This window comes from Nocardiopsis changdeensis, assembly GCF_018316655.1.
Lineage (GTDB): Bacteria > Actinomycetota > Actinomycetes > Streptosporangiales > Streptosporangiaceae > Nocardiopsis > Nocardiopsis changdeensis.
This window is the reverse complement of record NZ_CP074133.1, coordinates 1,636,663-1,660,192: the sequence shown is the minus strand read 5'-3', so window position 1 is coordinate 1,660,192 and position 23,530 is coordinate 1,636,663. Positions and strand designations below refer to the sequence as shown.

Below are 23,530 nucleotides of genomic sequence, written 5' to 3'. Positions count from 1 at the left end.
ACACGGGTTCCGCGGGTCGCGCTCCGGGGCGGGCGCCCCGTGTCCGGGGTCCGGCGGCGGGGCTTTCGGCCGGGGTTCCGGTCGGAGCCCGGCGAGGCCTTCCACGCACCGGTCCGCCGCTCGGGTACAGAGGCGCCCGGGCACGGCACGGCCCCCGGAGGCACCCGCTCAGGGCCGCCGGGGGCCGTGCCGCCCGTCGCTACCGTCCGCCGGAGAACTGGTAGACGAGCTGGTAGGTGGGCCGGTTCTGCCAGGCGATCGGCCACATGTTGATGCCGCCCACCGACTGGTGGATCACCGTGTCCGCGCACACCTGGGCGCCGACCGCGCAGTGGCCGTCACCCGGGTAGACCTCGCCCGCCGGGGTGGCCACGGCCTCCGCGAGGGTGTCGAGCAGGACCGTGCGGCACTCTGCCAGGTCCCCGTCGCCGCAGTAGGCTCCGTCGCCGAGCGGTCCCTCGACGTCCTGGCCCAGCACAGTGCGCAGGTCCTTGTCCACGTACGACCACCACCCGTACTGGAAGGCGGAGCCGCGGTGGGGCTGGCCCTGGTTGACGCTGCCGGGGGTGCCGCCGCCGATGTTGCCCGAGGGCGACTCGTCGATCTGCGCCGCCCTGGTCAGCTCGGTGTACAGGTCCTCGCCCAGCTCGGGCTCGAACTGGGCCCGGACCAGGAGCGGCCACCAGGCGTCCAGGATCCGGATGGAGTCGGCGTAGGAGTAGTAGCCCGCGTCCCGGGAGGGCTCACGGCGCTGGGACCCCGCCTCGTTCCACTGCCGCAGGCCCTCGACCGCCGACGCCAGGGCGGGGTCGTCGACCTCCTCGGAGCCGATGACCTCCAGCAGCAGCGGAAGCACCTCCTGGGCGCGCAGGTCGGTGGTGCCGGCCTCCATCATCACCTGCGTCAGGCTCGCGGTGGTGAACCTGTGCCCGCCGTCGATCAGCGAGGAGACGCGGGTGTCGAGCAGGTCGCCGCGGTGCACCGAGCCGGTGGCCCAGCCCGAGGTGTACCCGTGCGCGGGCTTGTTGTTCCAGTTGACGATGTAGTCGGGGTTGACCGCCTGCGGGTGCTCGCTCTTGGGGATGTAGGAGGCGGTGTTGCCGTCCGGGTCCCAGCCGGACCAGCCCGCGTCCGAGTAGGCGTCGATGGGCAGGTTGGGGTTGGTGCCCGGGTTCCGTTCCGGGTTGGCGCCGGAGTTGATGAACGCGATGTCCTCGTCGTCCACGTAGTGCCAGTTGAAGGCGTATCCGATGTCCTCGGCGGCGTCGGTGAACGTCTCCGCCGAGGTGATCTCGTCGGGGTCGTTGAAGCGCTGGAACCCGATGATGGAGTCCACCTCGTGCATGTAGGTGGAGCGCAGCGAGGTGAACGCGACCGGGGTGCCGTCCACCGTCGCGAACGACTGCACCAGCCCGTACTCGGACCGCAGCGAGGTGAGCGTGTAGCCGCCCGCCGGGGTGCCGTCGGCCACGGTGGGCGTCCACTCGTTGGTGACGCTCAGCTCCTCGAAGGGGGTGCAGTCCCCGGAGGAGTCGATGTAGGCACGCGAGGCCTTGGTGGGCTCGGAGCCGTCGGTCTCGCACAGGTGGACGGCGAAGGTGTCGGTGAGGTCCTGGCCGGCCGAGGTGGCGCTCCAGGCGTAGTCGACGCCGCGGCCCATCTGGACGTAGAAGCTCACCCCGGCGAAGGAGGCGCCGCGGGCGCTGATCCCCGGCCCCTGGAGTTCCTGGAGCAGGAGCAGCTGGGGCGAGAAGTAGGCGGTCTGCGGACCCATGACGGCCACCGGGTTGCCGCTCTCGGTGTGCTCGCCGGAGACCAGCAGGGCGTTGGACATGCCGTGCGGTTCGAGCAGGCCCTCGGGCAGCACGCCCTCGTTGAACACGCCCTCGGCGGCGGAGAGGTCGCCCTCCTCCACCATGGCGTCGAGTTCGTCCTGCTGCTCCTCGCTGAGGTCCTCGACGGTGACCTCCTCGCCCCCGTCGGGCGCCTCCGTGGCCGCGGCGAGGGGTTCGGCGGACTCCGCCGCCTGCCCGGAGGCCGCGGAGCCGTGCTCGTCGTGGACGATGTCGTAGTACTCCACCGAGCCCGGGTCGGGCCGGACCTCGCCGACCGGGTCCTCCGGGGTCCCGCTGTAGGGGAACTCGCCCGGGACGCTGACCACGGCCTCGGGGTCGTTCTCCATGCGCCAGTCCTGCCACAGGGCCAGGCCCTCCTCGGCGCCGTAGCGGTCCTGGAAGTTGGCTAGGACGATGGCGGCCTGGACCTCGCCGCCACCGCCGCCGCCGAAGATGCCGCCGACCATGGAGGCGATGCCGACGACGTCGGTGACGGTGAAGGGCTCGATCTCACCGGCGTTGGTGATGGCGTTCTTGTGCCCGGTCAGGACGTACTCACCGGGGAAGTAGCGGCCCTCGTCGGCCTGCTCGATGTAGGTGTTGACGCCGTCGAGGTAGTCCCCGACGTCGGCCAGGGCCTGCTCCCCGCGCTCACCGCTGGCGGCGACCCGGTCGACCTGGGCCTGCTTGTCCTCCTCGGTGTAGGGGGCGTTGCGCCACAGGTCCTGTTCCAGGCCGCGGTTGCCCTCGGCGCCGCCGGCGAAGGAGGTGAGCTCGCCGCGGCCGACGCGGCGCAGCACGTCCATGAGGAAGAGCCGGTCCTCGGCGGCCGCGTACCCGGCGCCGAACATCGTGCCCTCACGGGTGGTCCCCTCGATGTGGGGGATGCCGTGGTGCCGGTCGCGGGTGATCGTGACGTCGGACCGCGGCTGGTACCTGCGGCCCACGTCGCCCTCGGCCACACCGAAGGTGGCGTCGAGGAAGAAGTCGTCCAGGCTCTCCTCGGTGAGGCCGTCGTAGTAGTGGACGAGGTCGTCGTACATGTCCAGCTGGCTGGAGGAGAACCGGGGCCGGGTCCCGAAGGCCTGGTGGCCGAGGATCTCGACGAGGGTCGCGCTGCCGTTCTGGCCCGGCGGGAGGATGTCGTGGCATCCCTCGGGTGCGCAGTAGTCGGGGAGGGGTTCGGCCAGGGCGGGTGCCGCGGGGAGCGCCGAGACGGTGGCGGCCGCGACCGCCAGGGCGACACCGGAGGCACCGGCGCGCAGCCGCCTTGCCAGCGAGGGGGGAGAAGGGGGCATGTGCTGTCACCACCTGGGGGTGCGGGCGATGGTTCAGCGGCATGTTACGTACGGGTAAGTAAATCGCGAAAGAGTTTCACGTTTAGCGTCCGGGCCTGCTCCCACCCCCTCCGCCCGCCCGCGGGAAGTGGCATGTTTAGAGTGACCCACACCACATCCAGCGGGAACGCTCCGGCACGCAGCGAACGGGAGCCGTCACGAACGGTCCCCGGCGCCGCGGGAGTGGCCACATCCGGCCACGGCCCCGAAGCCCTCTCGGCCGAGGTCGTGCCCGGGATCGCGTTCCCCGGGCCCCCGCGCTTTGACACAATCGGCCCATGAACCCTTACCCTTCCCCCGACGGCGACCCCTGGCAGCAGCAGAACCAGCAGCAGCCCGACCCGTCGGCCTGGAACCCCGCCGACGGGTACGGGGCGATCGAGCCCTACGGGGCCCCCACCGGCGGCTACGCCCCCGTCCCCGCCGGACCGACGCCCGGTGGGGCGAACGAGCCCGTGCTCAGCACCATCGGGGACATCGCCATCACCCAGAACACCGTCATCACCCCCGGCGGGCGCTTCCCGATCCGGGGGACGGTGTGGACCGTCACCGACATGACCCGCACCGAGCGCAGCACCCCGGTCTGGGCCGTCATCGTGGCGATCCTCGTGTTCTGGTGGACCTGTCTGCTCGGCCTGCTCTTCCTGCTGGTCAAGGAGGAGAAGACCAGCGGGCACATCCAGGTCACCGTGCAGGGGCACGGCCACTACCACGCGGCCTCCATCCCGGCCTCGCACCGCGGCCTGTCGGCGCAGATCAACCAGCAGGTCAACTACGCCCGCAGCCTCGCCGCCTGACCCCGGCCCCGCCCCCGAGCGAGCGGGGCCGGCCGGTCCGGTCCCGCCGGGGCCCCGGGGCGGCGTTCACAGGGCGGCCACCGCGAGCGCTCCCGCGCCCACGGCCCGGGACAGCCGGACCGCCCGGCGGATGTCCGCGACCCGGGGCGGCGGTCCCTCGCCCATGCTCGGCCGCCGCTCCTCGCGGTCCCCGTAGACGTTCGCCCCGCCCAGGGACACGCCCAGGGCGCCGGCGAAGGCGGCCTCGCACTGACCCGCGTTCGGGCTCGGGTGCCGGTCCCCGTAGCGGCGCCACACCCGCCACGCCTCGCCCGCGTTCCCGCCCACCAGCGGCGCGGCGGCGACCGCCAGCAGCGCGGTGAGCCGCGCGGGCGCCCAGCCGGCCAGGTCGTCCAGCCTCGCAGCGGGCGCGCCGAACCTGCGGTACCGCGCGTTCCGGTGACCGACCATGGCGTCCAGCGTGTTCACGGCCCGGAAGCCGGCCAGCCCGGCGGCCCCGCCCAGGGCACCCCAGACCAGGGGGCCGACCACGGCGTCGGAGGTGTTCTCGGCGACCGACTCCACCACGGCCCGCGCGATCTCCTGCTCCCCCAGCCCGCTCGGGTCGCGGCCGCACAGCCGCGGCAGCAGCTCGCGGGCCAGCTCCACGTCCCCGTCCTCCAGGGCCCGGGCCACGCCCTCCGCCTCCCGGCACAGCATGGTCCCGCCCAGCACCGCCCAGGTGACCGCGGCGGTCGCCGCCTCCCCGCCCCGCTCGGCGAGCCGCCCCAGCCCCACGGCGGGCAGGACGGCCCCGGCGGCGAACATCGCCCCGGCGACCGCCGAGTCCCGGTACACGCGCCGCTCCCACCACCCCGCGGCCCGGCCGAACACCGCCACGGGATGCCCCCTCCGGGGGTCCCGCACCAGCATGTCCAGCAGGTAGCCCGCCGCCATTCCTCGTGATCGCACCGCACCACGGTAGCGACTCCGGGTCCTGACACGCCCCGCTTGATTACTCAGAGTAATAATCTGTGTACTTAGAGTGACGGACTTCAGAGGGCACCCATGTTCATCCTGACCTGGCTGGCCGTGCTCATCGGCCAGTGGTGGCACTTCTGACGCCGGGGCGCGAGGAGTTCACGAAACACCAGCGGGGGTGCAGCACACCCGGAGTTAATCACCGGTAACGTGGTGCACGGGGCCCATAGCGACCGGTTTGACGGAACACGCGCGGTAACGAGTGTCAACCACGAATCACCGTAGTTGATGAGGCTTTGCCCACCTGTGGGCGAGATCTTCCAAATACCCTAGAATGTCTGCCCGGGACACCATGACACGGGCGGACCGCCCGGTCGCAGGCCACCCCGACCGCACCCTGGGTCACAACGTGGTCACGACCCGCCACCGCGGGCCACAATTGAACCGAGCACCCGTAGCTCAGTGGATAGAGCACCGGACTTCTAATCCGATGGCCGCAGGTTCGAATCCTGCCGGGTGCGCCACAAAACCCCAGGTCAGAGGGGGTTTCCGAGGACCTCGCAAGAGGTCCTCGCCGCGTTCTAAGCCCCCAAGTGCTCCATGCGTGCTCCCCAGTACAAGGTCGCGTACACCCGGGTGAGGACCTCGCGGAGCATTTTGCCACCCCGTGACCCTGGCGGTTCCGCCCCGGCTACCCCAGCGCCCGCCCACCAGCGCCCCCACAGCCCACCCAACGCCGCCACGCGGCCCAGTTCAACGCCCGGGTCCCTGTGCGCCCCACGGGCTCGGCAGGCCGCATACAGCCGTTTCAACCGAGAACCCCTTATCGGCAGGGGTTCGCACGCGACTATCCGATGACACCGAATCCCGCTGATGGAAGTGATCCTCGAACTCCGCCAGCGAGAGGCCGACCGAGACCAGGCTGGTGTCGGCGAGCGCCTTGATACTGGCTTTGAGACGAAACCGACCGAGGATCCCGTCAGCGCCGCAGCCCTCGGGCAAAATACCCGAGAGTCATTCCACCGGCCTGAACTCGCGATCCGCAGCGCCAGTGTCGTCCAGCAGACGCCCGAGCGGTCCTGACAACGTTGGTACCGCAGGTGTTCAACAGTAGGAGTGTGGGACCTGAGCAACATATTCTCTGGCATCGATGCCCTGGTCGGCTGGATGCGCAAACACTGGCGCCCCACTGCCCTCGGAGCGGGCACGGCCCTGCTCCTGCTAGCTAGCACACAGTTCATCCCACAAACCTGGGCCGGCCTTTGGGCTTTGCCTCACGCGGTCAATGTTGTCTGGGGCACCATCGGGGCGGTCCTGATCGTTAGCGCACTGCTTCTGAAGACAACCCTGAAGCTCCGTGAACACCTCGAAGAGAAGAACTTGGGCGCGGTGATCGCGACCGCGTGGCTGATGGTGGCCTGCATGGTCTTTCTCATCATCGCGGGGACATGGTGGTTCATGGGAGCACCCAGGATCGTCTTCCCAACGGAGCTGGAACCGCGACAGCTAGGAGCGATCATCACCCGCGCCTTCGCGATCGTGACCGGCCTGGGAGCCGTGGCTTTCCTGGTGATCGCCTACCGGCGCCAGCACACCACCGAAAACGGCGAGCAGCGCGAGAACACCAAACTGTTCACCGAGCGGTTCACCACGGCCGTGGGACAGCTCGGAGACGCTCAGCCCGCTGTGCGACTCGGCGGGGTACACGCCTTGGCGCACCTGGCCGACGAAGCCCCGGCGGGGCGCGAGGACCTGGTGCAGATGGTCATTGACGTGCTGTGCGCCTACCTGCGCATCCCCTTCCAGACCGCCCCGACCCCCCTCCCAGAGCAGACCACCCCGCAGCAAGAGGCTGAGCACCGTAAGAACACCCTGGAGTACGAGGCGTTTCGCGAAGTGCGACACGCCATCGTCCGTGTCATCGGTAACCGCCTGAGAGAACGAGGCGACAGCCGCTGGCGCGGCAAGGACTACGACTTCAGCGGGGTGGACTTCGACGGCGGCGATTTCCACGGCGCCCACTTCACCGGTGGCAGGCTGAGTTTCCGCAGAGCCGGGTTCACCGGCGGCATCGTGGACCTGAACGACGTCCGCTTCCGGGGCGCCGTCGTCGATTTCACCCACGCCAGATTCGTCGGCGCCGGGGTGGAGTTCAACGGAGCCCAAATCAGCAGCGGCCAAGTCGACTTCAGCCATGCCCTCTTCCAAGAGGGGGTCGTGTCCTTCAGCGGCATGCGAGTCTTGGGAGGCGAGGCCATCTTCGCCCACAGCAAGTTCGAGGGTATCGAGGTGAACTTCACCCATGTGAGCATCAACGGAGGCCGAATGCTCTTCAACTACGCCTGGTTCGAATCAGGCGAAGTGACCTTCGACGCCGCCACCATCGCCGCTGGCATGCTGGGCTTCACCCGGGCCAAGTTCAAGGGCGCCTACGTGACCTTCAACGCTGCCAGGTTCGAAGGCGGAGAGGCGAAGTTCGCCCCGCTAGTCTTCGGTGACCCAAACGTGGACTTCACCGGAGTGGTCCTGAGCGGAAGCCGTGTGACATTCGTCGAGGTTCATGAGAACAGAAACTCAACGACGTGGGCCGCAGGCCCTGCCCCCATGGGGATCGTGAAGGCAGCCCGAGAGGCTCCTCTCAACACGACCCCGTTGCCTCTGAAGTGGTACGGGAAACCTTTCCAGGGATCCCCTGCAGCAACTGCGGAGGGGAACGATCCCAATTCTGGAAACGAGGACGGGAACGGGCCGTGAGAATGTACACTGCTTTCTCTGAGGAGACTGATCCACCGACTAAGCGAGGTGCAGCAGCAACACCGCCTCCTAGTCGTGGTGCAGGTTTCGAAAATCTGAAAACGGATACGTGGTACTGGACAATGTTCTCACAACCTGCGAAAACCCGACGACTGACCAGGTATTCCCTTCAGCCAGGCAACGCCATCATGCCCAACAGGCCCCAGAAAGCATTCACGCCAACCAATAATTCTTCAGCGCCAAGAAACTACCGCATCCCTCCAGCGATCCCAATGCTCACAGGAAAGAGCGCCAGGGAGACCACACCGACATATATCGAGATATCTCCGAAGCCCTCCTTCTCCAACCCCAAGACTCTGAAAGATATCCCAATCAGAAGGCCCGCTTTCAATAGTGGAAATTAGGACTTGAGTTTCAAATCGAAGCGCGTCTGCAATTATTTCATTGATGCCAATATCGCCAAATCCATAACCCGCAACGAGAAGAGAATTGGACCTTGCTACGCCTCTAATGAATTCATTGTAGGCCAAGCTGAACGGATCCACCCTCATTCGATTGAGCTTCTCGTACTTACTGGTTAGAATAACTTGAGGCTGCCACAAGGAAAGTCGATTGCAAAGCCCAATCCAATAGTCAATATCCCTAAGCTCACTTGCTGGAAATCGAACTACTTTGGAGCATCCAGGACATTTGAGCCAAGCGATGGAGCCGTGCAACTCAAGGAAAATGAAATCCCGATCCTCTGGAAAATCACCAACCTCCCTCAGGAGCCAACCGCAAGCAGGCCTAGCCCCCTCAACCACGACCCCCTCTACCTCACGTCGTCCGTGAGCCAAGTCACATTTATCGATCCATGATGTTTCGATGTTAGATGCGTAGACCAATCCGTCATAATTGAGTGTCCCAAAGTAGCACTTTTCTCCGTTCTTTTTAGCAAGAGCGTGAACCTTCTCAGCAAGCTCCCTAGTACACTCAAAATTGACCGCCCGACGTTGAATCTCATCCAAAGTTATCGCCACACCAATGTTATATATATCTCTAAGGTATCCTTCTGATTTCACCACCCCCTGCAATACTTCCTCGTCAAAAAAATTCTCCCCAATGACCCCGATTAGCGGCGAAGCGGCAGATATGCCGCTAGCCGCCACGTCAAGCGGACCTAGAAGATCTTCGAAAGATCCCACGAAGTCACGGAATTGACTTAAAGAATCTTCCACGCCACCTTCCCCAACGTCAGTGAATCTTCTCACCAGAGCCCGCGTAAGACTGTCCGTTGACATATCAGGATTATCACACACAGACACACCGTTCCCTGTCAATACAGCTATGCTCATAAATCTCACTCCCGACTAATCTAATAGTACATTCCGCAGGGTGCGATTAGAGAATAACAAGAAATCCCTAAAAGATTCCTCTCGATTGTCAAAATTGTCTTCCCGCACTCCAGGTGGACTCAAAAATCCAGCCTGGCGTAACTCTTTGCAAAAATTACGAAGTCATCGCAATCAATCGGACCTTTGATCCGATGGCCAGCCACCTCCACCCACGAGGAAGCCCCAGGCCAGGCGGGGTGAACCCGCCGCACGGCCCGGGGCCCGGGGTGTTCAATCGTTCCTGGTGTGCTTCCCCGTCCCGCTATCCGGCCGAGACCGGGGTACCGCGCAGCAGCGCGGCAGTCGCCTCGGCCGCCGCCTTGGCCACGTCGGGGTACACCGACTGGTAGGTATCCTGGGTGAAATGGGTCGTGGCGTGGCCAAGCTCGGAGGAGACCACCTTCACGTCCGTACCCGCCGCCAGCGCGAGCGAGGCCGCCCCGTGGCGGAGCCCGTGCAAGGTGATCGGCGGGAGTTCGGCGGCTTTGGCGATGCGGCAGAACCAGTCACTGACCTGACCCGGATGCCACCCCGACCCGTCCTGACAGGTGAACACCAACCCGGTGTTCGCCCAGGAGGCCCCAGCTGCGAGGCGCTGTTCATTCTGGAACCTCTTCCACCCCCGCAGCACTTTGATGGTGTCGGCGTCCAGGGTGATGGTGCGCTGGCCCGCCGCGCTCTTGGGGGTCGAGGTGATCGTCTCCCACGCCAGTTGCACCACCTGGACGCGGATGTCGATCTGGCCGTCCAGCAGCCGGGTGTTCGCCCACGGCAACCCCACCGCCTCACCCCGGCGCAGTCCCTTGGCGGCGATGAGGTGGAACAGAGGATGCAGCCACGTGTACCTCCTCGCATGGGCCAGGAAGGTACGGGTCTGCTCGGGTGTCCAGACCATCACCTCCCCCGGCACCGTCCCGTCCTTCTCCCACTGACGGACCCGGTCGGCGGTCCACACCAGGGGCCGCTTCCTCGGGCAGGAGGGAAGGCGCACGTGCGAGGCGATGTTCACCGACACCGGTAGGTCCGGGGAGCGGACCGCGTCCGACAACGCGCTGCGCAACGTGGCCCGGATACGGTGCTTCGTGGACAGCGAGATCACCCGCCGCCCCCGCACCGACCTCTTCACCTCTGGGTCCTCGGATTCGCGGCACTCCAGGATGTGCACGTTCTCCTCCTCCACTACCGCGAACATCGCCTCCACATGACGCGCTTGGAGCCGATCCACCCGGATCTTCCCCAAGTGGGGGGTCAGGTATTTGCGGATGTGCCCGTCATAGGAAGCCCGGGTGCCCTCCGCGAGATCGGGCTTGCCGTCCAGCCACTGGCGCAACCACTCCTCCACCAGCGGCGGCTCGCGCCGGATGTCTGTCCCCGCGCCGATGCGTTTACGGACCTCCTCAACCTCGGGCAGAGGCCGACGACCCTTGAGCGCGGTCTGGATCAGGTCCGCGACCTGGACTTCAAGATCCTGCTCGCCCTCAGCCAGGGCCAGCAGCGCTTTCACGTGGTCGAGCTGTCCCCGGGCCTGCTCCTGAGAGGCCAGACCGCCCCGGCGGGCCTGGCGGCGCTTGCCCTCACCGGTGCGCGGGAGTTCGAGCTGGAACCACCAGTTCCCGTGCCTGGGGTTCCACGCCCCGTCCTCCCGACGCAGCCGCGGGCACTTCACCCCCAACGCCCGACCGCTGTCCTCGTTGCGGCATCCGCACCGTTTGAACACCGACCCCTCGTACGCGCTCATCGATGCCCTCACCCTTCTTCCGTGGTGTTCGCACGCGCACCGCACCCGCACCCACCGCCGGTGGCAATGGAAGTGGTCGGGGTGTCCAAACCGAGAAAGGTCAGCACCCCGGAGGTCGGCACCACCCAGCTACGGCCCACCCTCCGAACCGGAACCGGGAAGGCCTCCTCGCGGAGCAGCCGGTAGACGGTGGTCCGGCCCAGGCCGAGCATCCGACCGGCCGTCACCGGATCCAGCGCCACCGGCAGCATGGCGACCTCGGCCAAGGTAACCGGAGTACCTGACCTCACTTCACCCACCTCCTCACCACCTCTGAACTGCACGAACACAGTGCGTGGCCCCGCCGGCAGCGGGGCACCACGTATCCACGCTCGACCTCGCCGAGCAATGCAAGCGGATTCGCCGAAACACCCACCGGACCCACGCTCCACCTGGCAAGCACGCACGAACATCGGCGATATGCCCGAGCCCGTGGAAGCGGCCCCGCAGCCGCCATGTCGGCCCCTGACCCCACCAGCTACCCGCGTGGGGCCGATGTCGGGTGTCCGGGGCCGTGTGGGGCACCACGGCGCCCCACACGGCCCCGACCGCCCTACCCGTCCGCCGGTCAGTCGGGGCGGACGTGCCCGGTGTACGTGACCCAGGCCCGGTGGGCGGCCCTGACCCGCTCCGGGATGGCCACCGCCCGGTACCGGGCCGCCCCGCAGGAGTGTTCGACCACGTAGTGGTCGCCCTCCCACGCCGGAATCCGCTTCAACAGCGCCCCGACATGGGCGACCTCGTCGAACGCCTCCTCATCGGTGGCGGTGTGCGGGAAGTAGGTCACGTCCAACGTGGTGTGCTGGCTGACGGGCAGCTCCGGGTTTTCCGCCAGGAAGTCCGCCAGCGCGCGCAGGTCGGCGATGATCCGGGACCGCAGCGCGGGCCCGGCGGTGTCGGTGAACGGCATGCTGGTCTGTCCCGTCTCGGGTTCGGCGGGCTGGTCGTGGCCGGTGGTGTTCATGCAGCCCGCACCTCCCGCTCGACGCTCTGTCGCGGTGCGGGGTTGGTGAAGACCAGGGCATCCTCGTGCTGGACCACGTGCACCGGCACACCTCCCTTGCGGAGCCTGCGGGCCTCTACGAGCTGGAAGAACGAGGTCCGTCCCACCACCTCGCCGTCACGGACCGCGCACAACAAGGCTGCGCACCGGTCGACCTGCACCAGCCCCGCTTCCTGGCACGCGTGGGTGATCTGCCCGGGGAAATCGACGAGCTCCCCGCCCTTCCGGTAAGGGCGGGTGGTGACCACCACGATCCCGCCGGGGGTGAGCAGCTCGCGGCAGGCGGCCATGATCCGGGCGAAGGAGCCGGCCAGCTTCTCCGGGCGCTGGTAGGCGAGGTTCGCCGCCCTCCGGTCGCGGTCCCGGGAGTAGGTGTAAGCGGTCTTCTCCACCGCGTCCGCCCCGTCCCTCCGGGAGCGCACCTGGCCGTGGGTCATCGACCCGTAGGGCGGGGAGGTGATCACCAGCCGCACCCGCCCCGCAAGCCCGACCTGGGCCAAGCGGGTAGCGACCTCGGCGGCGTCGCCGGTGTGCACCTCACCCGACCCCGAAGCGCCCTGCACCGTGGCGGTCTCCAGGTTCAGCCGGGCGATGGACGCCCATTTGGGCTCCAGCTCGATGCCGACCGCCTGGCGGCCCTGGTGGGCGGCCTCGACCAGGGTGGTGCCGATCCCGCACATCGGGTCCAGCACCACATCCCCCGGGCGGGTGTAGGTCGCGATGGCGTGGGCGGCGATGGCCGGGAGCATCCGCGCGGGGTGCTCCAGCGACAGCCGCGAGTAGCGGTTACCCCTTTGGCGAGCGGCCTGCTGCTGGCCGGTCTCCCACACCGAGAGCCCCGACGTGGACACGCACAGGTCCGGGGAAATGGCGGGATCGGTGTTCTCATGGAGCATCAGGCCGCCACCTCCCCGGTGCGGCCGGCGTCGGTGCGGTGCGCCAACCTGCGCAGCCGGAACACCGACACGTTGAGGTGGGCGGGCGAGGTGATGGTCACCGCGGCCTCGGCCACCGACGGCGCCAACCCCGCTTCCTCCACTTCGGGATCGTCCTCCCACCAGCCCAAACCGGAGTCGTCCCGGTCACGCACGGGGACGGTGGCACCGAGCCCGCCCAGGCAGATCGGCACCGTCAACGCGATGACGTGCTGGAGGTAGACCAGGTCCGCGCAGGCGGCGGACCGTACCACCGTCGGGGCCGGATCGACCAAGGCACCCGCGCGGGTGTGGTCCAGGCCGGTGATCACCGCGACGATCCCGCCGGGGCGGGTCACGGTCGCGGCGAACACCAACCGCGCCCGTACCGACGCGCCCTCGGGTCGCATCCGGTCGGAGGGGACGGGAACGTGCAGGACGGCCAGGTCGGCCCACCCCACCTCCTCCGTACCGTCGCCGGTAGTGGCGGGCGAGGTGGTCCGCTCCGACTGGAGAGCCGCGTTGGTGACCATCCCGGTTCCGGTCAGGTCCGCGACCGCCTGCCCGGGGCGGGTGTACTCGGCCACCAGCCGCTCGGCCAACCGGGCCGGAACGAGGTACTCGTCGGGGTCGTGGTCGTGGGTGCCGCAGGCCCACACCGCCAGCGGCGGCCTACCCGACCTCGTCGGCTCGTGTGCGTGTGTCATCAGGTGCACCTCTTTCTGCTCGCCCTGATGACCCCTTAAAAAGACACCCCCGCAGCCGATACGACACCGGCCCGGGAAAAGCTCAAAGAAAGCTGAAGCCCCGGGACCCGTACCAGCCGTTCGTGCTGGTGCGGGTCCCGGGGCTTCAGCCAGTCGGGCGGTGCGGGTCAGGTGCGCCGGTGTTCGATCCGGCAGGGGCAGCCCGCCTGCTGCACGATGCCGCGCAGGGCCAGCGGCATCGGCAGGGCGATGATGGCGGCGAGCCGGTCCAGGGGCAGGCCGTGGCAGCAGCGGCCGGTGGCGCGGTCGTGCGCGGTCAGGTGGTGCCCGCAGTGCCCGCACACGGTGCCGGGTCCGCGTTCGGAGTGGTGGACCATGCCGGGCCAGTCGCCCTGCACGTGTAGCGGTCCAGGAGCCGGGCGGTGCGGGCCACGGTTCCGGCGAGGGTGACCAGGACACACGTTCCGGCCAGGAGCAGGGCGGTTCCCCATCCGGGGCAGGGGTCCCAGTAGGGGTTCATGATGAACACGGTTCTATACCTCCCAGGGGTATTCATGGGGTGGGGGTGTGGGCTGGTTCGGGCCCACACCCCCGGGGTGGTGCGGTCAGTTGCCGGACTTGGCGGAGCGGTAGCGGCGGGGCTTGTCGCCGGTCTGTGCCGCGCGTCCCTCCTTGGCCAGGCGGGCGAGGTTGTTCTGGATCGCGCCGATGGACCGGCCGGCCAGGAGGTGGCTGATCTCGGTCGCGGTGAACTCCTCCTTGGGGGAGGCGTCCAGGAGGGCCTTGACCATCACCTTCAGCTCGCCGGGGGCCAGCCTGGGGGATCCGCTGACCGGGTTGGGGGCGCCGACCTCGATGAACGCCGCCTTCGAGGTGGCGGGTTCGGCGGCCGGAGCCGTGCGAGGCCGCTCGCCGGTACCCGAAACGGTGCCGGTCTCGTTCCTCTCCTCCGGGGAGGGCGCCGGGTTCTTCTGCTTGGGCGTGGTGGCCGGGGCGAGCTCGGTGGTCTCCTGCGGGGAGGCGGGCTCCGGTGCGGGGGTGGCATGCCAGGTGTCGGGCAGGCGCTTGTTCCCCTGGCGCCCGCCCGGGGTGCGCACCGTCTTCTTCTCCTCCTCCAGCGTATTGAGGTGCTTGGCCAGGGTGGAGGCGCCCAGCCCGGTCTCCTCCGCCAGCGCGGCAACCGTGACGGGCTCGGGTGCCTCGGTGAGGGTGGCCAGGATCAGGGCGCGGGTGTGCTCGGCCGAGCGGCGCGGCGCGGTGGCGGTCGTGGTGGTGGTCATGGTGAACGTGGTCCTTTCGTGCGGTCGGTGGTGTCTGTAGGGCCCCGGTGCAGGGCGGTCCGGGGTCAGGTGTCGCAGGCCAGGTGGGCGTGTACCCGGGCGCGGATCACTTCGGGCAGGGCGTGCCGCTGCGAGGCGGGGGTGTGCCAGCCGGTCAGGTAGGAGCCGCGGCGGGTGACCCAGGTGAAGACCGCCCCGTCGGGCATGTCGGGGTCGGGGTAGGGGGTGGCGACCGTGACCACGGTGGCCGGGTCCCGGGTGTCGAGGTAGACATCGTCCAGCCGCCCCACCTCGCCCCGGTCGTGAAACAGCGGGCGGCGCAGCAGCGCGAACCCGTCCCGGTGCATGGCGCGGCGCAGGGCGGCCAGGGCGGTGCGGGGCCGGGGCCGGACCGGCTCCCAGGGGTCCTGGGCCAGGCAGGCGTGGGCGAGCTGGTCGGCTGCGTTGGTGACGCTCGGCCACACCCGCTCCCGGGGCAGGATGAGGCTGTAGGTTTCCAGGCCGTGGTGCAGGTCACCGAGTCCGTAGACGATCACCTCCCGGTTCCGGGTGGTGAGGTAGCGGGCGTGGGTGAGGCGGTACTCGCCGCTGGCCGGGTCGGCGATGATCAACCCGCCGGGCCCGGTGCGGTCCAGGGCACGCAGCAGCGGTTCCGTGAGGTGCTGGTCGGCGAACCGGGCTGACATCGGCCGGTAGGGGTGAACGGTCACCAGAGGTTCCCTTCGTGCAGGCGCGCCGAACACCGGGTGCGGCGCGCGGGTAGCGGTTCGGGTGTCCGGGGCCGCCCCGTTGGCGGGGCGGCCCGGGGAGGTCAGGCCTCTTCGGCGGCGATGTCCTTGACCATGTCGCGCAGACCGGCAGCGGCTTCCTCGGCTCCGCAGCCGTGGCACAGGTGACCGGAGGCACCCCCGGCAGGCGCTTTGTGCCGGTCCAGAATCGTGGCCTCGCACTCCACCGCCCCGTCGGTGAAGGCGGGCATGGCCAGGGTGATGCGCAGGTCGGGGGCGTCGGCGTGGATGTAGGTGTCCACCAGGGTGTCGTCGGGGGTGACGGTGGGCCGGGCGGCGAGCTCGAACCCCCCGTGGCTGCGCATGGTGCGGCGCATCCGCCAGGCCAGCGGGCTGATGAAGATGAACGGGAGCCAGTCCTCGGTGCTCGCCCGGACCGCGGTGGTGGCCTGATCGGAGGCCAGGAGCCAGGCGGGCTCGGCATCGTGGGCCCCTGCTCCGGCCTGGCGCAGGTCGGTGGTGACCGTGTCGTGGTCGTAAACGATCACCTCGCTCTGGTTGCCGTTCAGGGCGAGGGTCGCTGACGAGGAGGCCTGGTAGGTACGTCGGAACATGTCGGCGGTGATCAAGCCGGTGGGGCCCAGATCGTGCACCTTGCGGAGCATGTCGGGGGTGATACGCGCTTTCGCGAACCAGGCGCGCAGTCCTTCGGGAGTGACGGCAATGGCCATTGCAGGTGCCTTCCGTGAGGTGGTGTCGGGTGTCAGGCCGCGGTGTGCGGCCGCAGGTGCGGGCCGGGTGTCCGGGGCCGCCCCGCCCCGTTGGCGGGGCGGCCCCGGGGGTGTCAGGCGCGGGTGCGGGCCAGGTGGGCCTGGACCGCCCGGTGCACGCGGTGGGCGCAGGGCCCGGAGGAGAACTGGGTGCGCATCAGGGCGGGCCATCCGGTCACGTGGCGGTCGCTGTCGGAGATCTTGACCAGGGCCATGCCACCGGTCCTTTCGTCCACCGGGCTCTTGACGGTGACCGTGATGTGCGGGGCGGCCCGGTAGGCGTACCGGTCGGTGACGACCCGGCGGATGAACACCGCCCCGCCCGCCTCGGCAGCGTTGTGGTCCCGGTAGCGCGGAACCGAGGTGAGGTCGAACCCGAGCTTGTGCATGTGCTGGCGCATCCGGGTCACAACGAGCCCCGTGGCGGCGATGTCGTCGAGCTGGTCGTCCATGCAGTCGAAGGCGGTGCAGTCCACCGCCGCGACCAGCTCCTCCCAGAACCGGTCCCCGTAGTCCCGGCGGAACGCGGGAAGGTCGTGGGTCAGGTCGTGGTGGCCATACACGATGAGGTAGGTGTGCATCCGGCCGGGGTCCAGGGTGCGGGCGTGGGTGGCCCGGAAGTCGCGCCGGTAAAGGTCGGCGATGATCACGCCGCCGGGGCCGATCCTGTCCAGGGTGCGCAACATGCCCGAGGTGATGCGGGCATGGGTGAACCAGTCGGAGATCGCCACTTCGGGTGCCTTGTCGTACACGGAGTGTGCCTTTCTGTGGGCGCGCCGAACACCGGGCCCGGCGCGGGTAACGGGTCTCGGGGTGGGGCCGCCCCGCCCCTTTACGGGGGCGGCCCCGGGGGCGGGTTAGTCGCGCAGGTCCAGGTGCAGCCGGGCCCGGTCCCCCGCCAGGTGGGCGAACCGGGGCACGCCGCTGGTGCGGGTGATGCGCTCGGACCAGCCGGTCACGTGGTGGCCCCCGCAGTACAGGTCCAGGGCCGCCATCAGGCTGTGCGGCTGGCGCTGGACGGTGCACAGGGTGACGGCGATCCGGCGGTCCGCGCGCCAGGTGAAGGTGTCGTCGATACGCGCCCCGCCGTCCTCGGTGGTGCTGAACTGCGGCCGGGCGTTGAGGTGCAGACCGTGCCGGTGCAGGTCCCCGCGCACCCGCCACACCAGGGGGCTCGCCTCCCGGGTCCGGGCGGCCCACCCCCGCAGACCGGCCCGGACGGTGCGGGTCAGGTCGGCGGCGGCCTCGCCGTGGTCACGGTGGCGCAGGGCCAGGTCCAAGGCCAGGTCGCGGTAGCCGTAGACGATGACCCGGCGCCGGTTCCAGTCCAGGTGCTCGGCGCGGGCGACGGTGAACCCGCTGCTGTCGGCGTCGGGGATGATCAGCCCACCGGGGCCGGTGCCGGCCAGGGCGAGCAGGTCCTCGGGCGTGACCTCGGCGGCCAGCAAACGGGTCAGGTTCAGGTCGATCACGAGAATGCGGTCCTTTTCGGGCATGCCGAACACAGGCTCGGCAGTGGTTCGGGAAGAAGGGGGCCGCCCCCGCCCCTCGCAAGGGGCGGCCCCGGTAGGTGCGGCGGGTGGCTACAGGTCCAGGTCCAGGGCCCCGTCGACCGCGGCGGCGATCAGCCGGTGGACCTGGTGGGCCTTGCAGGGGCCCGCGGTGCTCACCGTCAGGTCCGCGACCGGCCGGGGGACCTCGCCCGGCGTGCACACGGTGATCCGGGTCGGCTCCAGGTAGCCGAAGGTGACCGTGACGCACGCGGTGATGCCGGTGTGGGTGCGCCGGTAGTAGTCCGTCATCCGGGGCAGGCCCCCGGCCGGGATCTCGAAGGTCGGGGCGGCGTCCAGGTAGATGTGCGGTCCGATCAGCGCCTCGCGCAGCTCCTGCACCTGGAGGTTCATCGCGCGGATGCCGGGCCAGTCGGTGAGCTGGTCGTTGGCGATGTCGGTCAGGTCCCGGGCGAGCTCTTCATCGGTGGCCGGCCGCCCCTGCTCTTTGAGGTCCCGGGCCAGGTGCTTCAGCCCCCAGTGGCCCGTGATGATCATGCGGGAGGGGGCCTGGGCCTTGTCCCCGCTGACCGCGAGGACCCAGCAGGCCCCCTCGTCCCAGACCAGGCAACCGGCGGTTCCCAGCTCGCGCAGCTCGTCGATGTTGCCGGGGGTGACGGTGATCCCCGCCGTGTAGGGCATACTCGTGCTCACAGCACACTCCACTTCGTTGGTTGTGTGGGAACCGCGCCCGCCCTTGGGCTCCACACCTGTTCGGCGGGCACGGTCGTTGTAGGTGGGGCCGGTCCGGAGGGGGCAACCTCCGGGTCGGCCGCATCACCCGGCCGGGGGCGCCCGGCCGACGGTCCGTCCTTTTGCGCGGCGTCCGTTTATAATCACGGAAGTTCCCTCCTTTCCATTCCGGTGTCCCGTGTTCGGCGGTCCGAGGTTCGCTTGGGTGTCGCGGGTTTGTCAACTCGCCCCGCGAACCTTTTTTCGCACCCCCGATAAACGTTTCCGTTATCCGGGGCGGCCACTAGGTGACCTTGGGTGAAGCGGGTTTGTTAACTCGCGTCGCGGAAAAGTTTTCCCGCCCGCCCCGGGGGCCGTGTTCCGCCCCGGTGGCACGCCAATAGCACCTTGGGTTCGGCGGGGTTGTCAACCCGCGGCGCGAGATTTCTCGCGAGAATCTTTCCCGCCCGCACGCCAGAGGAAGGAACCGCGCACGCGCGCGAGGCGAGAGAACTTCGCCTTCGTTGACCTTTTGGCTGATCATGTTTTTCATGAAAAGTGAGCATCTGGGCGATCAAAGCACCCATGAAATGCTTTTTCCATGAAGAGAGAAGCTGAAATAAAAACGGGGATTGGGGTGAGGATAGGGGGAAGCGAGGGAGGGGTAGACAGTTCCGAGCATCAGGGCGGACGGGAGCCGTCCGGCCGCCGAAGCCGGAGGGACGGCCCCGCCCCTACGTGAGGATGACTACCCACTGGGTATAAGTCTGGATTTCTATCGGCCCACCTAAGCGGGCTTTGACCTGCACTGATAACGCCTCCAGGGTGGGCCGCCCAAGGCGGCCCACCGATCGGCGGAGTTATCGGCCCAAGGATCGGCCCTCCAATCGGCGGAGCTATCGGCGGGGCGATCGGCCCTCGCGCGGCCCACGGGATTCTCAGGCAGGCACTCGCCTGCCCAGGCACCCAGCTCGCACCGAACCTGGCTCGGGAGTGCTAGCGGACGAGGCTTTCAAAGAGGGACCGGGTTTCCGGGTCAGGCTTGGCGCCACACCGGCGGAGTTCGCTCTCCAACATCCGGAAGCACCGATGAACAGCGTCCTTCCTCCCCAGGGAGGCATAGTTCTTCATTTTCTCCCGGTGAAGAACTTCATTCAAGCTGTCCATCTCCAATGCGGAGTCGATGAGGCGTATACGCTCTTCTTCGTTTTCGACGTAGTCCAGCAGCCTCACATACACATCGGCGATAATCTCCTGGAACTCGCGCCGGCGCTCGAAGAACCATTCGTCCTGGACATCTACAAGGAGATCGGTTCGGTAGAGGTCAACCAACTTCCACAACCGATCTTCTTCGTCTGAATCATCCGAGCTTCTCACCTCGTCGTGAAGGCTGATGAATTCACGGACGTCGATGTCGAAGTACTCCTGCTGGAGTCGGAGCCTTCCTTTCTCGTTCTCGACGACCGGCGTCTCCGGTCCCAGCTCCAATGCGTCGCGGACAGCCCTGCGCAAAGCCGAGATCGCATTGGACCGAAACCGGCGGGCCTGTTCCTCGGGCATCTCGGGTGCCAGGACCTGTGTCAGCTCCTGGCGGGAGACCCCTGACACCGGAGCAAGGGCCAGAACGGCGAGCAGGGTGTAGGTGCTGCTGCGCGTTCCCTGGAGGACATCGCGGCCGTTCACCTCGCACATCACCTGTGGCGCGAACAACTGGACCCGCACCCTGGCCTGCGAGTCGGCCTCATGCGGTTCCCTCCCCGGGACCGCAGCAGCGTCGGGCTGTCCCTCTCCGGCCCGGTTCGGCCCGTCCCCGGCCCGGTCAGGAGCGGGTTCCGGAGTGCCCGGGAGCTGATCGTCGTCGGCTTCCCCACCTGGCGGTGGACTCACGTGCCGCAGGGCGCCGTCGTGCGTCGCCTCCCCGTTACGGGTGCGGACCCGCACCTGGTGGGCGTCTTCGCAGTCCAGTACGGATCCGGTGCGGTCGGTGTCGCCGAGTACGCAGGCCACCACCCCGGCAGCAGTGGCCAGCTCCGCGGGCAGGCCCCGGGCCGCAGCGAGGTCGTCTGCTTCGACCGCCACCAGGACGGGCCGGGCGGGGACCGCGGGTTCAGCAGGATCATCATCGTCCTCGTCCAGGAGCCGGGCGAGGGACAGCAGCTCCGTCTCGACGGCGAGTTGTGCATGGTGCAGATCGGGGACGATCCGCGCCCCCTCCAGTGGTGCGCCGTCCGCTGTGAAGGCCGCGGCGACCGCTCTGGTGAGCACCACCGGGCCCGGGGCGTGGGCGGTGACCGTGGCCGCGAGTACTCGCGCCGCGTGGGTTCCGGTGAACGCGAGGCCTCCGGCACCGCTCACCCTGACCGTGTCAGAGAAGAGCATATGGCCGTCTTTTTGGATGACACCGCGAGCAGGCCCGGCCTCGTCCCGGGGCGCCGAACCGCCCTGGCTCAAAGGCAAAGAGGTGTCACCGGTGGCGGGGTCCGCCACCGGGGCTTCGTGGCCGGTTGACCGCCCGTCGTCCGCCTCCGGTTTTCCGGGAGCGGACGCTCCCCTCCTCCTCCCGACCGCGTAACCGACCCCCAGGCCGGCCGCCCCTGATACGGCACCGACCAGGACCACGTCCTGCCCTGCGAACCGGTGGCCCGTGGCGGAGATGTCCGGCTCCACCCGTTCCTGAACAGGGGCCGCCTCTGCGGGAGCCCCAGGAACGGATTCCACGGGCGGTGCGGGTTCGGGGGTGGGGCGTTGGACGGTGTAGGAGATCTCGACCCGTCGGTACTCGCCGTACGAGGCACCCGGGTCCGATGGGGCCTGGGCTGCTCCGCTGCCCCGGACTTCAATCCGGATCTCGGCGTCCAGGTGCTCGGCCAGGTGGTCAGCAACGACTTGGGCACGCTGCTCGGACAGTGCCTGGTTGTAACGGGGGTCGCCGATCGGGTCGGTGTGCCCGGTCACCACCACCGGCTCGTCCGGGTGTCCGAAGTCGGCGATCATGCCGATGGTCGGTTCCAGGGAGTCGGCCATGGCCGGTGTGAGGTCGACCGAGTCGAACCCGAATCCCGCCAGGGTGCGGGTGCGGTCGATCGCTCCCCGTTTCTCCACCTGTTCCTCACCCGCGTTCCGAGGCTGCTGAACGGGATCGGTGGTGGGTGTGACCGGTGCTTCGGCCACCGTGTCCGTGTGCGCGGCCAGAGCCGCGGTGTGGGTGGTGGTCGCGGTGGCACCTCCGGCCACCAGCACCCACACAAGTCGGACCAGCCCTATCCGCGGCACGACGCCGCGCACCACGGCGACGATGTCCAGGGCGACGATCACCAGGTGGAACGTCCATACTCCCCAGAGGCCGACCATCGATGCGGCGATCACGGCCGCGCTGGGCACGGTCCCCCCGCGCAGGTACTGGAGGAGCCAGACCCAGGTGGTGTCCTCCCCCAGCGGCCACTCCATCCGGGTCGCCAGGAAGGGCGGGCCCACCAGCATGACCACCGTGAAAAGTGCTTCACCCGCCACTGACCACGGGCTTCGCGTCATACCTCTTCCCTTCGGTTCTCTTCCGGCCTTGATGCTGGGACCATGCGAGTCCCGCGTCACTACCGCGGGGGCAGCGCGGTCGCGGTCGCCTCCGCCTCGATCTCGCGGACGCCTATCGGCAGCAGAACGGGGGTGTAGGTGGTGTGGGCCAGAACCGTGACCCGGTCCTCGCCGACCTCCACCCGCACCGTGGTGTCCGGAGACCGGAGGTGGTCGATGGCGGCCCGGCGGGCATCGTGCGGGGCCAGCACCGGGGTTCCTGTGCGGAGTGTCTCGTTCTGGTCGATCTGTTGGGCGCCCGCCCGGGCGGCCTCGTGCGCGGCCGTCAGCAGTTCGGTCTTGGCGAGGAGCATCTGCCCGGCCTCCCACACCAGCGCGAACACGGCCATCACGACCGGCATGAGCATGATGAGGAACACCGACGCGTTCCCCCGGTCTCCGGACCAGCGCAGGTTGCGCCCCGGGACTCGGGTCACCCGGCTCATGGCGTCCTCCCTCGGTAGGGGTCGATCGGGGACTCGGCGGAGGAGCGCAGCGTGCGCTGGCCGCCGAAGCCGCCCAGGTCCACGGCGCTGACCGTGCAGGCCACCTCCACCCGCACCGTCCCTCCCGCCTCGAAACGGGAGGTGTCCACGGAGGCAGTGAAGGGGTCGCAGACCACGCCCCGGTCGGCCAGCTCCCCCAGAGCAGTGTCATGGGCCTGGGCGTGGGCGGAGGTCATGTCGCGTTGCAGGGAGGCGGACCGGGCCGCCGCCGCGGCCGCGTCCTGGGTGACCAGGGCGGCCGAGACCTGCCGTCCGGCCACGACCATCAGCATCAGGGCCAGCAGGAGCACGGGAACGAGGAGCATCAGCTCCACGGAGGCGCTCCCGTCGTCACGTCCGCGCCGCCGCACACACCCGCTCCTCACGCAGAGGTTCATGGTGCGAGGCGTTCGACCGGTCCGGACATCTCCGCCGAGACCGGCACCCCCGCCCCCGGTACCAGGCCGACCGTCCGGGCCGCCACCCGCACCCGCGCCAGGTCCGCGGTGCGGTCGACCTCGACCTCCACCCGGTGGAGCACGCCTCCTCCCAGCTGCTCCCGCGCCTGCCCGGCCCGCTCCCGGGCCGCCTCCGCCGAGCCGTCGAAGGCGCGGGCGGAGGCCAGGGTCTGGGAGGCGATCGCCTGGGTCCGGTGTTGGGCGTGCGCCCACACCCCCGCCTGTGCGACGGCCAGCACCATCACGAACACGATCGGCAGGACGAAAAGCGGCTCCGCGCTGCCCCGGTCGTCGTCGCTCCTCCGGCTGCGGCCGCTGCGGCACCGGGACCGTGTGTTCACCGGTTCACGCCCAGGTCGATGGATTCGGCCGCCGTGGTGAACTCCCCGACCAGGATGCCGCCGACGACAGTGGCGATCGCGATGGACACCACGATCACCAGGATCCACTCGGTCGTCGCCGCCCCCGCGTCGGAGGTGACACGGCGTTGCGGTGTCAGCCGGGTGCGTGCACGGCTCTGGGCACGTTGAAGGACATCCCTCACTGGGACCTCTCCCTGT

General features: G+C 68.8%; 23 protein-coding genes and 1 tRNA gene. 4 read left to right on the top strand and 20 right to left on the bottom strand.

Translation table 11 applies throughout. From position 1 onward, the window contains the following. Positions 1-199: 199 nt before the first annotated feature. The gene (locus KGD84_RS07725; protein WP_220559576.1) at positions 200-3,133 is read right to left on the bottom strand and encodes a penicillin acylase family protein; all 2,934 of its coding nucleotides are present in this window, start codon (positions 3,131-3,133) and stop codon (positions 200-202) included. 317 nt (positions 3,134-3,450) lie between these two features. On the opposite strand from KGD84_RS07725, the gene KGD84_RS07720 reads away from it, so the two are divergent. Then, positions 3,451-3,969 carry a hypothetical protein gene (locus KGD84_RS07720; RefSeq protein ID WP_220559575.1) on the top strand — a complete coding sequence of 173 codons (519 nt, stop codon included), beginning with the start codon at positions 3,451-3,453 and terminating at the stop codon, positions 3,967-3,969. A gap of 66 nt (positions 3,970-4,035) precedes the next feature. Here KGD84_RS07720 and KGD84_RS07715 read toward each other — a convergent pair whose 3' ends face one another. Further along, positions 4,036-4,920, bottom strand: a complete 885-nt coding sequence (locus tag KGD84_RS07715) for a cobalamin biosynthesis protein (RefSeq protein ID WP_220559574.1) — start codon at positions 4,918-4,920, stop codon at positions 4,036-4,038. A gap of 457 nt (positions 4,921-5,377) precedes the next feature. Here KGD84_RS07715 and KGD84_RS07710 point away from each other — a divergent pair. The 3 genes from KGD84_RS07710 (at position 5,378) to KGD84_RS07700 (ending at position 7,683) form a co-directional block, all read left to right on the top strand. Next, positions 5,378-5,453 (top strand) — tRNA-Arg (locus KGD84_RS07710). A gap of 349 nt (positions 5,454-5,802) precedes the next feature. Continuing rightward, positions 5,803-6,012, top strand: a complete 210-nt coding sequence (locus tag KGD84_RS07705) for a hypothetical protein (RefSeq protein WP_220559573.1) — start codon at positions 5,803-5,805, stop codon at positions 6,010-6,012. Between the two features lie 33 nt (positions 6,013-6,045). Then, complete coding sequence (locus KGD84_RS07700; RefSeq protein ID WP_220559572.1) at positions 6,046-7,683, top strand: pentapeptide repeat-containing protein; 1,638 nt, start codon at positions 6,046-6,048, stop codon at positions 7,681-7,683. Between the two features lie 233 nt (positions 7,684-7,916). Here the strand turns inward: KGD84_RS07700 and KGD84_RS07695 are convergent, their stop codons facing one another. The 18 genes from KGD84_RS07695 to KGD84_RS07610 all read right to left on the bottom strand — a co-directional run bounded on the left by KGD84_RS07695 (position 7,917) and on the right by KGD84_RS07610 (position 23,514). Next, positions 7,917-8,963, bottom strand: a complete 1,047-nt coding sequence (locus tag KGD84_RS07695) for an SIR2 family protein (RefSeq protein WP_260697196.1) — start codon at positions 8,961-8,963, stop codon at positions 7,917-7,919. Between the two features lie 355 nt (positions 8,964-9,318). Further along, the gene (locus tag KGD84_RS07690) at positions 9,319-10,794 is read right to left on the bottom strand and encodes a tyrosine-type recombinase/integrase (RefSeq protein ID WP_220559569.1); all 1,476 of its coding nucleotides are present in this window, start codon (positions 10,792-10,794) and stop codon (positions 9,319-9,321) included. An 8-nt stretch (positions 10,795-10,802) separates the two neighbouring features. Continuing rightward, positions 10,803-11,060, bottom strand: a complete 258-nt coding sequence (locus KGD84_RS07685) for a helix-turn-helix transcriptional regulator (protein WP_255646388.1) — start codon at positions 11,058-11,060, stop codon at positions 10,803-10,805. Positions 11,061-11,401: 341 nt separating this feature from the next. Beyond that, the gene (locus tag KGD84_RS07680) at positions 11,402-11,797 is read right to left on the bottom strand and encodes a hypothetical protein (protein ID WP_220559568.1); all 396 of its coding nucleotides are present in this window, start codon (positions 11,795-11,797) and stop codon (positions 11,402-11,404) included. Next, positions 11,794-12,732: a TRM11 family SAM-dependent methyltransferase gene (locus tag KGD84_RS07675; protein ID WP_220559567.1), complete on the bottom strand. Its 939-nt coding sequence runs from the start codon at positions 12,730-12,732 to the stop codon at positions 11,794-11,796. Before KGD84_RS07675 ends, KGD84_RS07680 begins: the two co-directional genes overlap by 4 nt. Continuing rightward, complete coding sequence (locus KGD84_RS07670; RefSeq protein WP_220559566.1) at positions 12,732-13,457, bottom strand: hypothetical protein; 726 nt, start codon at positions 13,455-13,457, stop codon at positions 12,732-12,734. Before KGD84_RS07670 ends, KGD84_RS07675 begins: the two co-directional genes overlap by 1 nt. Before the next feature lie 167 nt (positions 13,458-13,624). Then, positions 13,625-13,855, bottom strand: coding sequence for a hypothetical protein (locus tag KGD84_RS07665; protein ID WP_255646387.1), 231 nt, complete (start codon positions 13,853-13,855; stop codon positions 13,625-13,627). Between the two features lie 207 nt (positions 13,856-14,062). Then, positions 14,063-14,737 carry a winged helix-turn-helix domain-containing protein gene (locus KGD84_RS07660; protein WP_220559565.1) on the bottom strand — a complete coding sequence of 225 codons (675 nt, stop codon included), beginning with the start codon at positions 14,735-14,737 and terminating at the stop codon, positions 14,063-14,065. Positions 14,738-14,802: 65 nt separating this feature from the next. After that, positions 14,803-15,447, bottom strand: coding sequence for a hypothetical protein (locus tag KGD84_RS07655; RefSeq protein WP_220559564.1), 645 nt, complete (start codon positions 15,445-15,447; stop codon positions 14,803-14,805). Between the two features lie 101 nt (positions 15,448-15,548). After that, positions 15,549-16,196 (bottom strand): hypothetical protein, encoded by a 648-nt coding sequence (locus KGD84_RS07650; protein ID WP_220559563.1) that lies wholly within the window; start codon positions 16,194-16,196, stop codon positions 15,549-15,551. Positions 16,197-16,309: 113 nt separating this feature from the next. Further along, on the bottom strand, positions 16,310-16,987 hold the full coding sequence (locus tag KGD84_RS07645) for a hypothetical protein (RefSeq protein ID WP_220559562.1): 678 nt from the start codon (positions 16,985-16,987) through the stop codon (positions 16,310-16,312). A 105-nt stretch (positions 16,988-17,092) separates the two neighbouring features. After that, the gene (locus tag KGD84_RS07640) at positions 17,093-17,731 is read right to left on the bottom strand and encodes a hypothetical protein (protein WP_220559561.1); all 639 of its coding nucleotides are present in this window, start codon (positions 17,729-17,731) and stop codon (positions 17,093-17,095) included. An 87-nt stretch (positions 17,732-17,818) separates the two neighbouring features. Beyond that, complete coding sequence (locus KGD84_RS07635; RefSeq protein ID WP_220559559.1) at positions 17,819-18,439, bottom strand: hypothetical protein; 621 nt, start codon at positions 18,437-18,439, stop codon at positions 17,819-17,821. A gap of 1,014 nt (positions 18,440-19,453) precedes the next feature. Then, positions 19,454-21,988 carry an OmpA family protein gene (locus KGD84_RS07630; protein ID WP_220559558.1) on the bottom strand — a complete coding sequence of 845 codons (2,535 nt, stop codon included), beginning with the start codon at positions 21,986-21,988 and terminating at the stop codon, positions 19,454-19,456. A 59-nt stretch (positions 21,989-22,047) separates the two neighbouring features. Continuing rightward, positions 22,048-22,473: a pilus assembly protein TadG-related protein gene (locus tag KGD84_RS07625; protein ID WP_220559557.1), complete on the bottom strand. Its 426-nt coding sequence runs from the start codon at positions 22,471-22,473 to the stop codon at positions 22,048-22,050. Continuing rightward, positions 22,470-22,883: a TadE/TadG family type IV pilus assembly protein gene (locus KGD84_RS07620; protein ID WP_255646386.1), complete on the bottom strand. Its 414-nt coding sequence runs from the start codon at positions 22,881-22,883 to the stop codon at positions 22,470-22,472. Before KGD84_RS07620 ends, KGD84_RS07625 begins: the two co-directional genes overlap by 4 nt. A 23-nt stretch (positions 22,884-22,906) precedes the next feature. Next, positions 22,907-23,311, bottom strand: a complete 405-nt coding sequence (locus tag KGD84_RS07615) for a TadE/TadG family type IV pilus assembly protein (RefSeq protein WP_255646385.1) — start codon at positions 23,309-23,311, stop codon at positions 22,907-22,909. After that, entirely contained in the window at positions 23,308-23,514 is a 207-nt protein-coding gene (locus tag KGD84_RS07610) for a hypothetical protein (RefSeq protein ID WP_220565932.1), read from the bottom strand. Before KGD84_RS07610 ends, KGD84_RS07615 begins: the two co-directional genes overlap by 4 nt. Positions 23,515-23,530: the final 16 nt, after the last annotated feature.

Excerpts from the sequence above, each read along its gene's own strand:
- KGD84_RS07695 (WP_260697196.1), bottom strand. The coding sequence starts at position 8,963 with ATGTCAACGGACAGTCTTACGCGGGCTCTGGTGAGAAGATTCACTGAC.
- KGD84_RS07680 (WP_220559568.1), bottom strand. The coding sequence starts at position 11,797 with ATGAACACCACCGGCCACGACCAGCCCGCCGAACCCGAGACGGGACAG.
- KGD84_RS07670 (WP_220559566.1), bottom strand. The coding sequence starts at position 13,457 with ATGACACACGCACACGAGCCGACGAGGTCGGGTAGGCCGCCGCTGGCG.
- KGD84_RS07705 (WP_220559573.1), top strand. The coding sequence starts at position 5,803 with ATGGAAGTGATCCTCGAACTCCGCCAGCGAGAGGCCGACCGAGACCAG.
- KGD84_RS07725 (WP_220559576.1), bottom strand. The coding sequence starts at position 3,133 with ATGCCCCCTTCTCCCCCCTCGCTGGCAAGGCGGCTGCGCGCCGGTGCC.
- KGD84_RS07660 (WP_220559565.1), bottom strand. The coding sequence starts at position 14,737 with ATGACCACCACCACGACCGCCACCGCGCCGCGCCGCTCGGCCGAGCAC.
- KGD84_RS07690 (WP_220559569.1), bottom strand. The coding sequence starts at position 10,794 with ATGAGCGCGTACGAGGGGTCGGTGTTCAAACGGTGCGGATGCCGCAAC.
- KGD84_RS07675 (WP_220559567.1), bottom strand. The coding sequence starts at position 12,732 with ATGCTCCATGAGAACACCGATCCCGCCATTTCCCCGGACCTGTGCGTG.
- KGD84_RS07630 (WP_220559558.1), bottom strand. The coding sequence starts at position 21,988 with ATGACGCGAAGCCCGTGGTCAGTGGCGGGTGAAGCACTTTTCACGGTG.
- KGD84_RS07650 (WP_220559563.1), bottom strand. The coding sequence starts at position 16,196 with ATGGCCATTGCCGTCACTCCCGAAGGACTGCGCGCCTGGTTCGCGAAA.
- KGD84_RS07720 (WP_220559575.1), top strand. The coding sequence starts at position 3,451 with ATGAACCCTTACCCTTCCCCCGACGGCGACCCCTGGCAGCAGCAGAAC.
- KGD84_RS07640 (WP_220559561.1), bottom strand. The coding sequence starts at position 17,731 with ATGCCCGAAAAGGACCGCATTCTCGTGATCGACCTGAACCTGACCCGT.
- KGD84_RS07625 (WP_220559557.1), bottom strand. The coding sequence starts at position 22,473 with ATGAGCCGGGTGACCCGAGTCCCGGGGCGCAACCTGCGCTGGTCCGGA.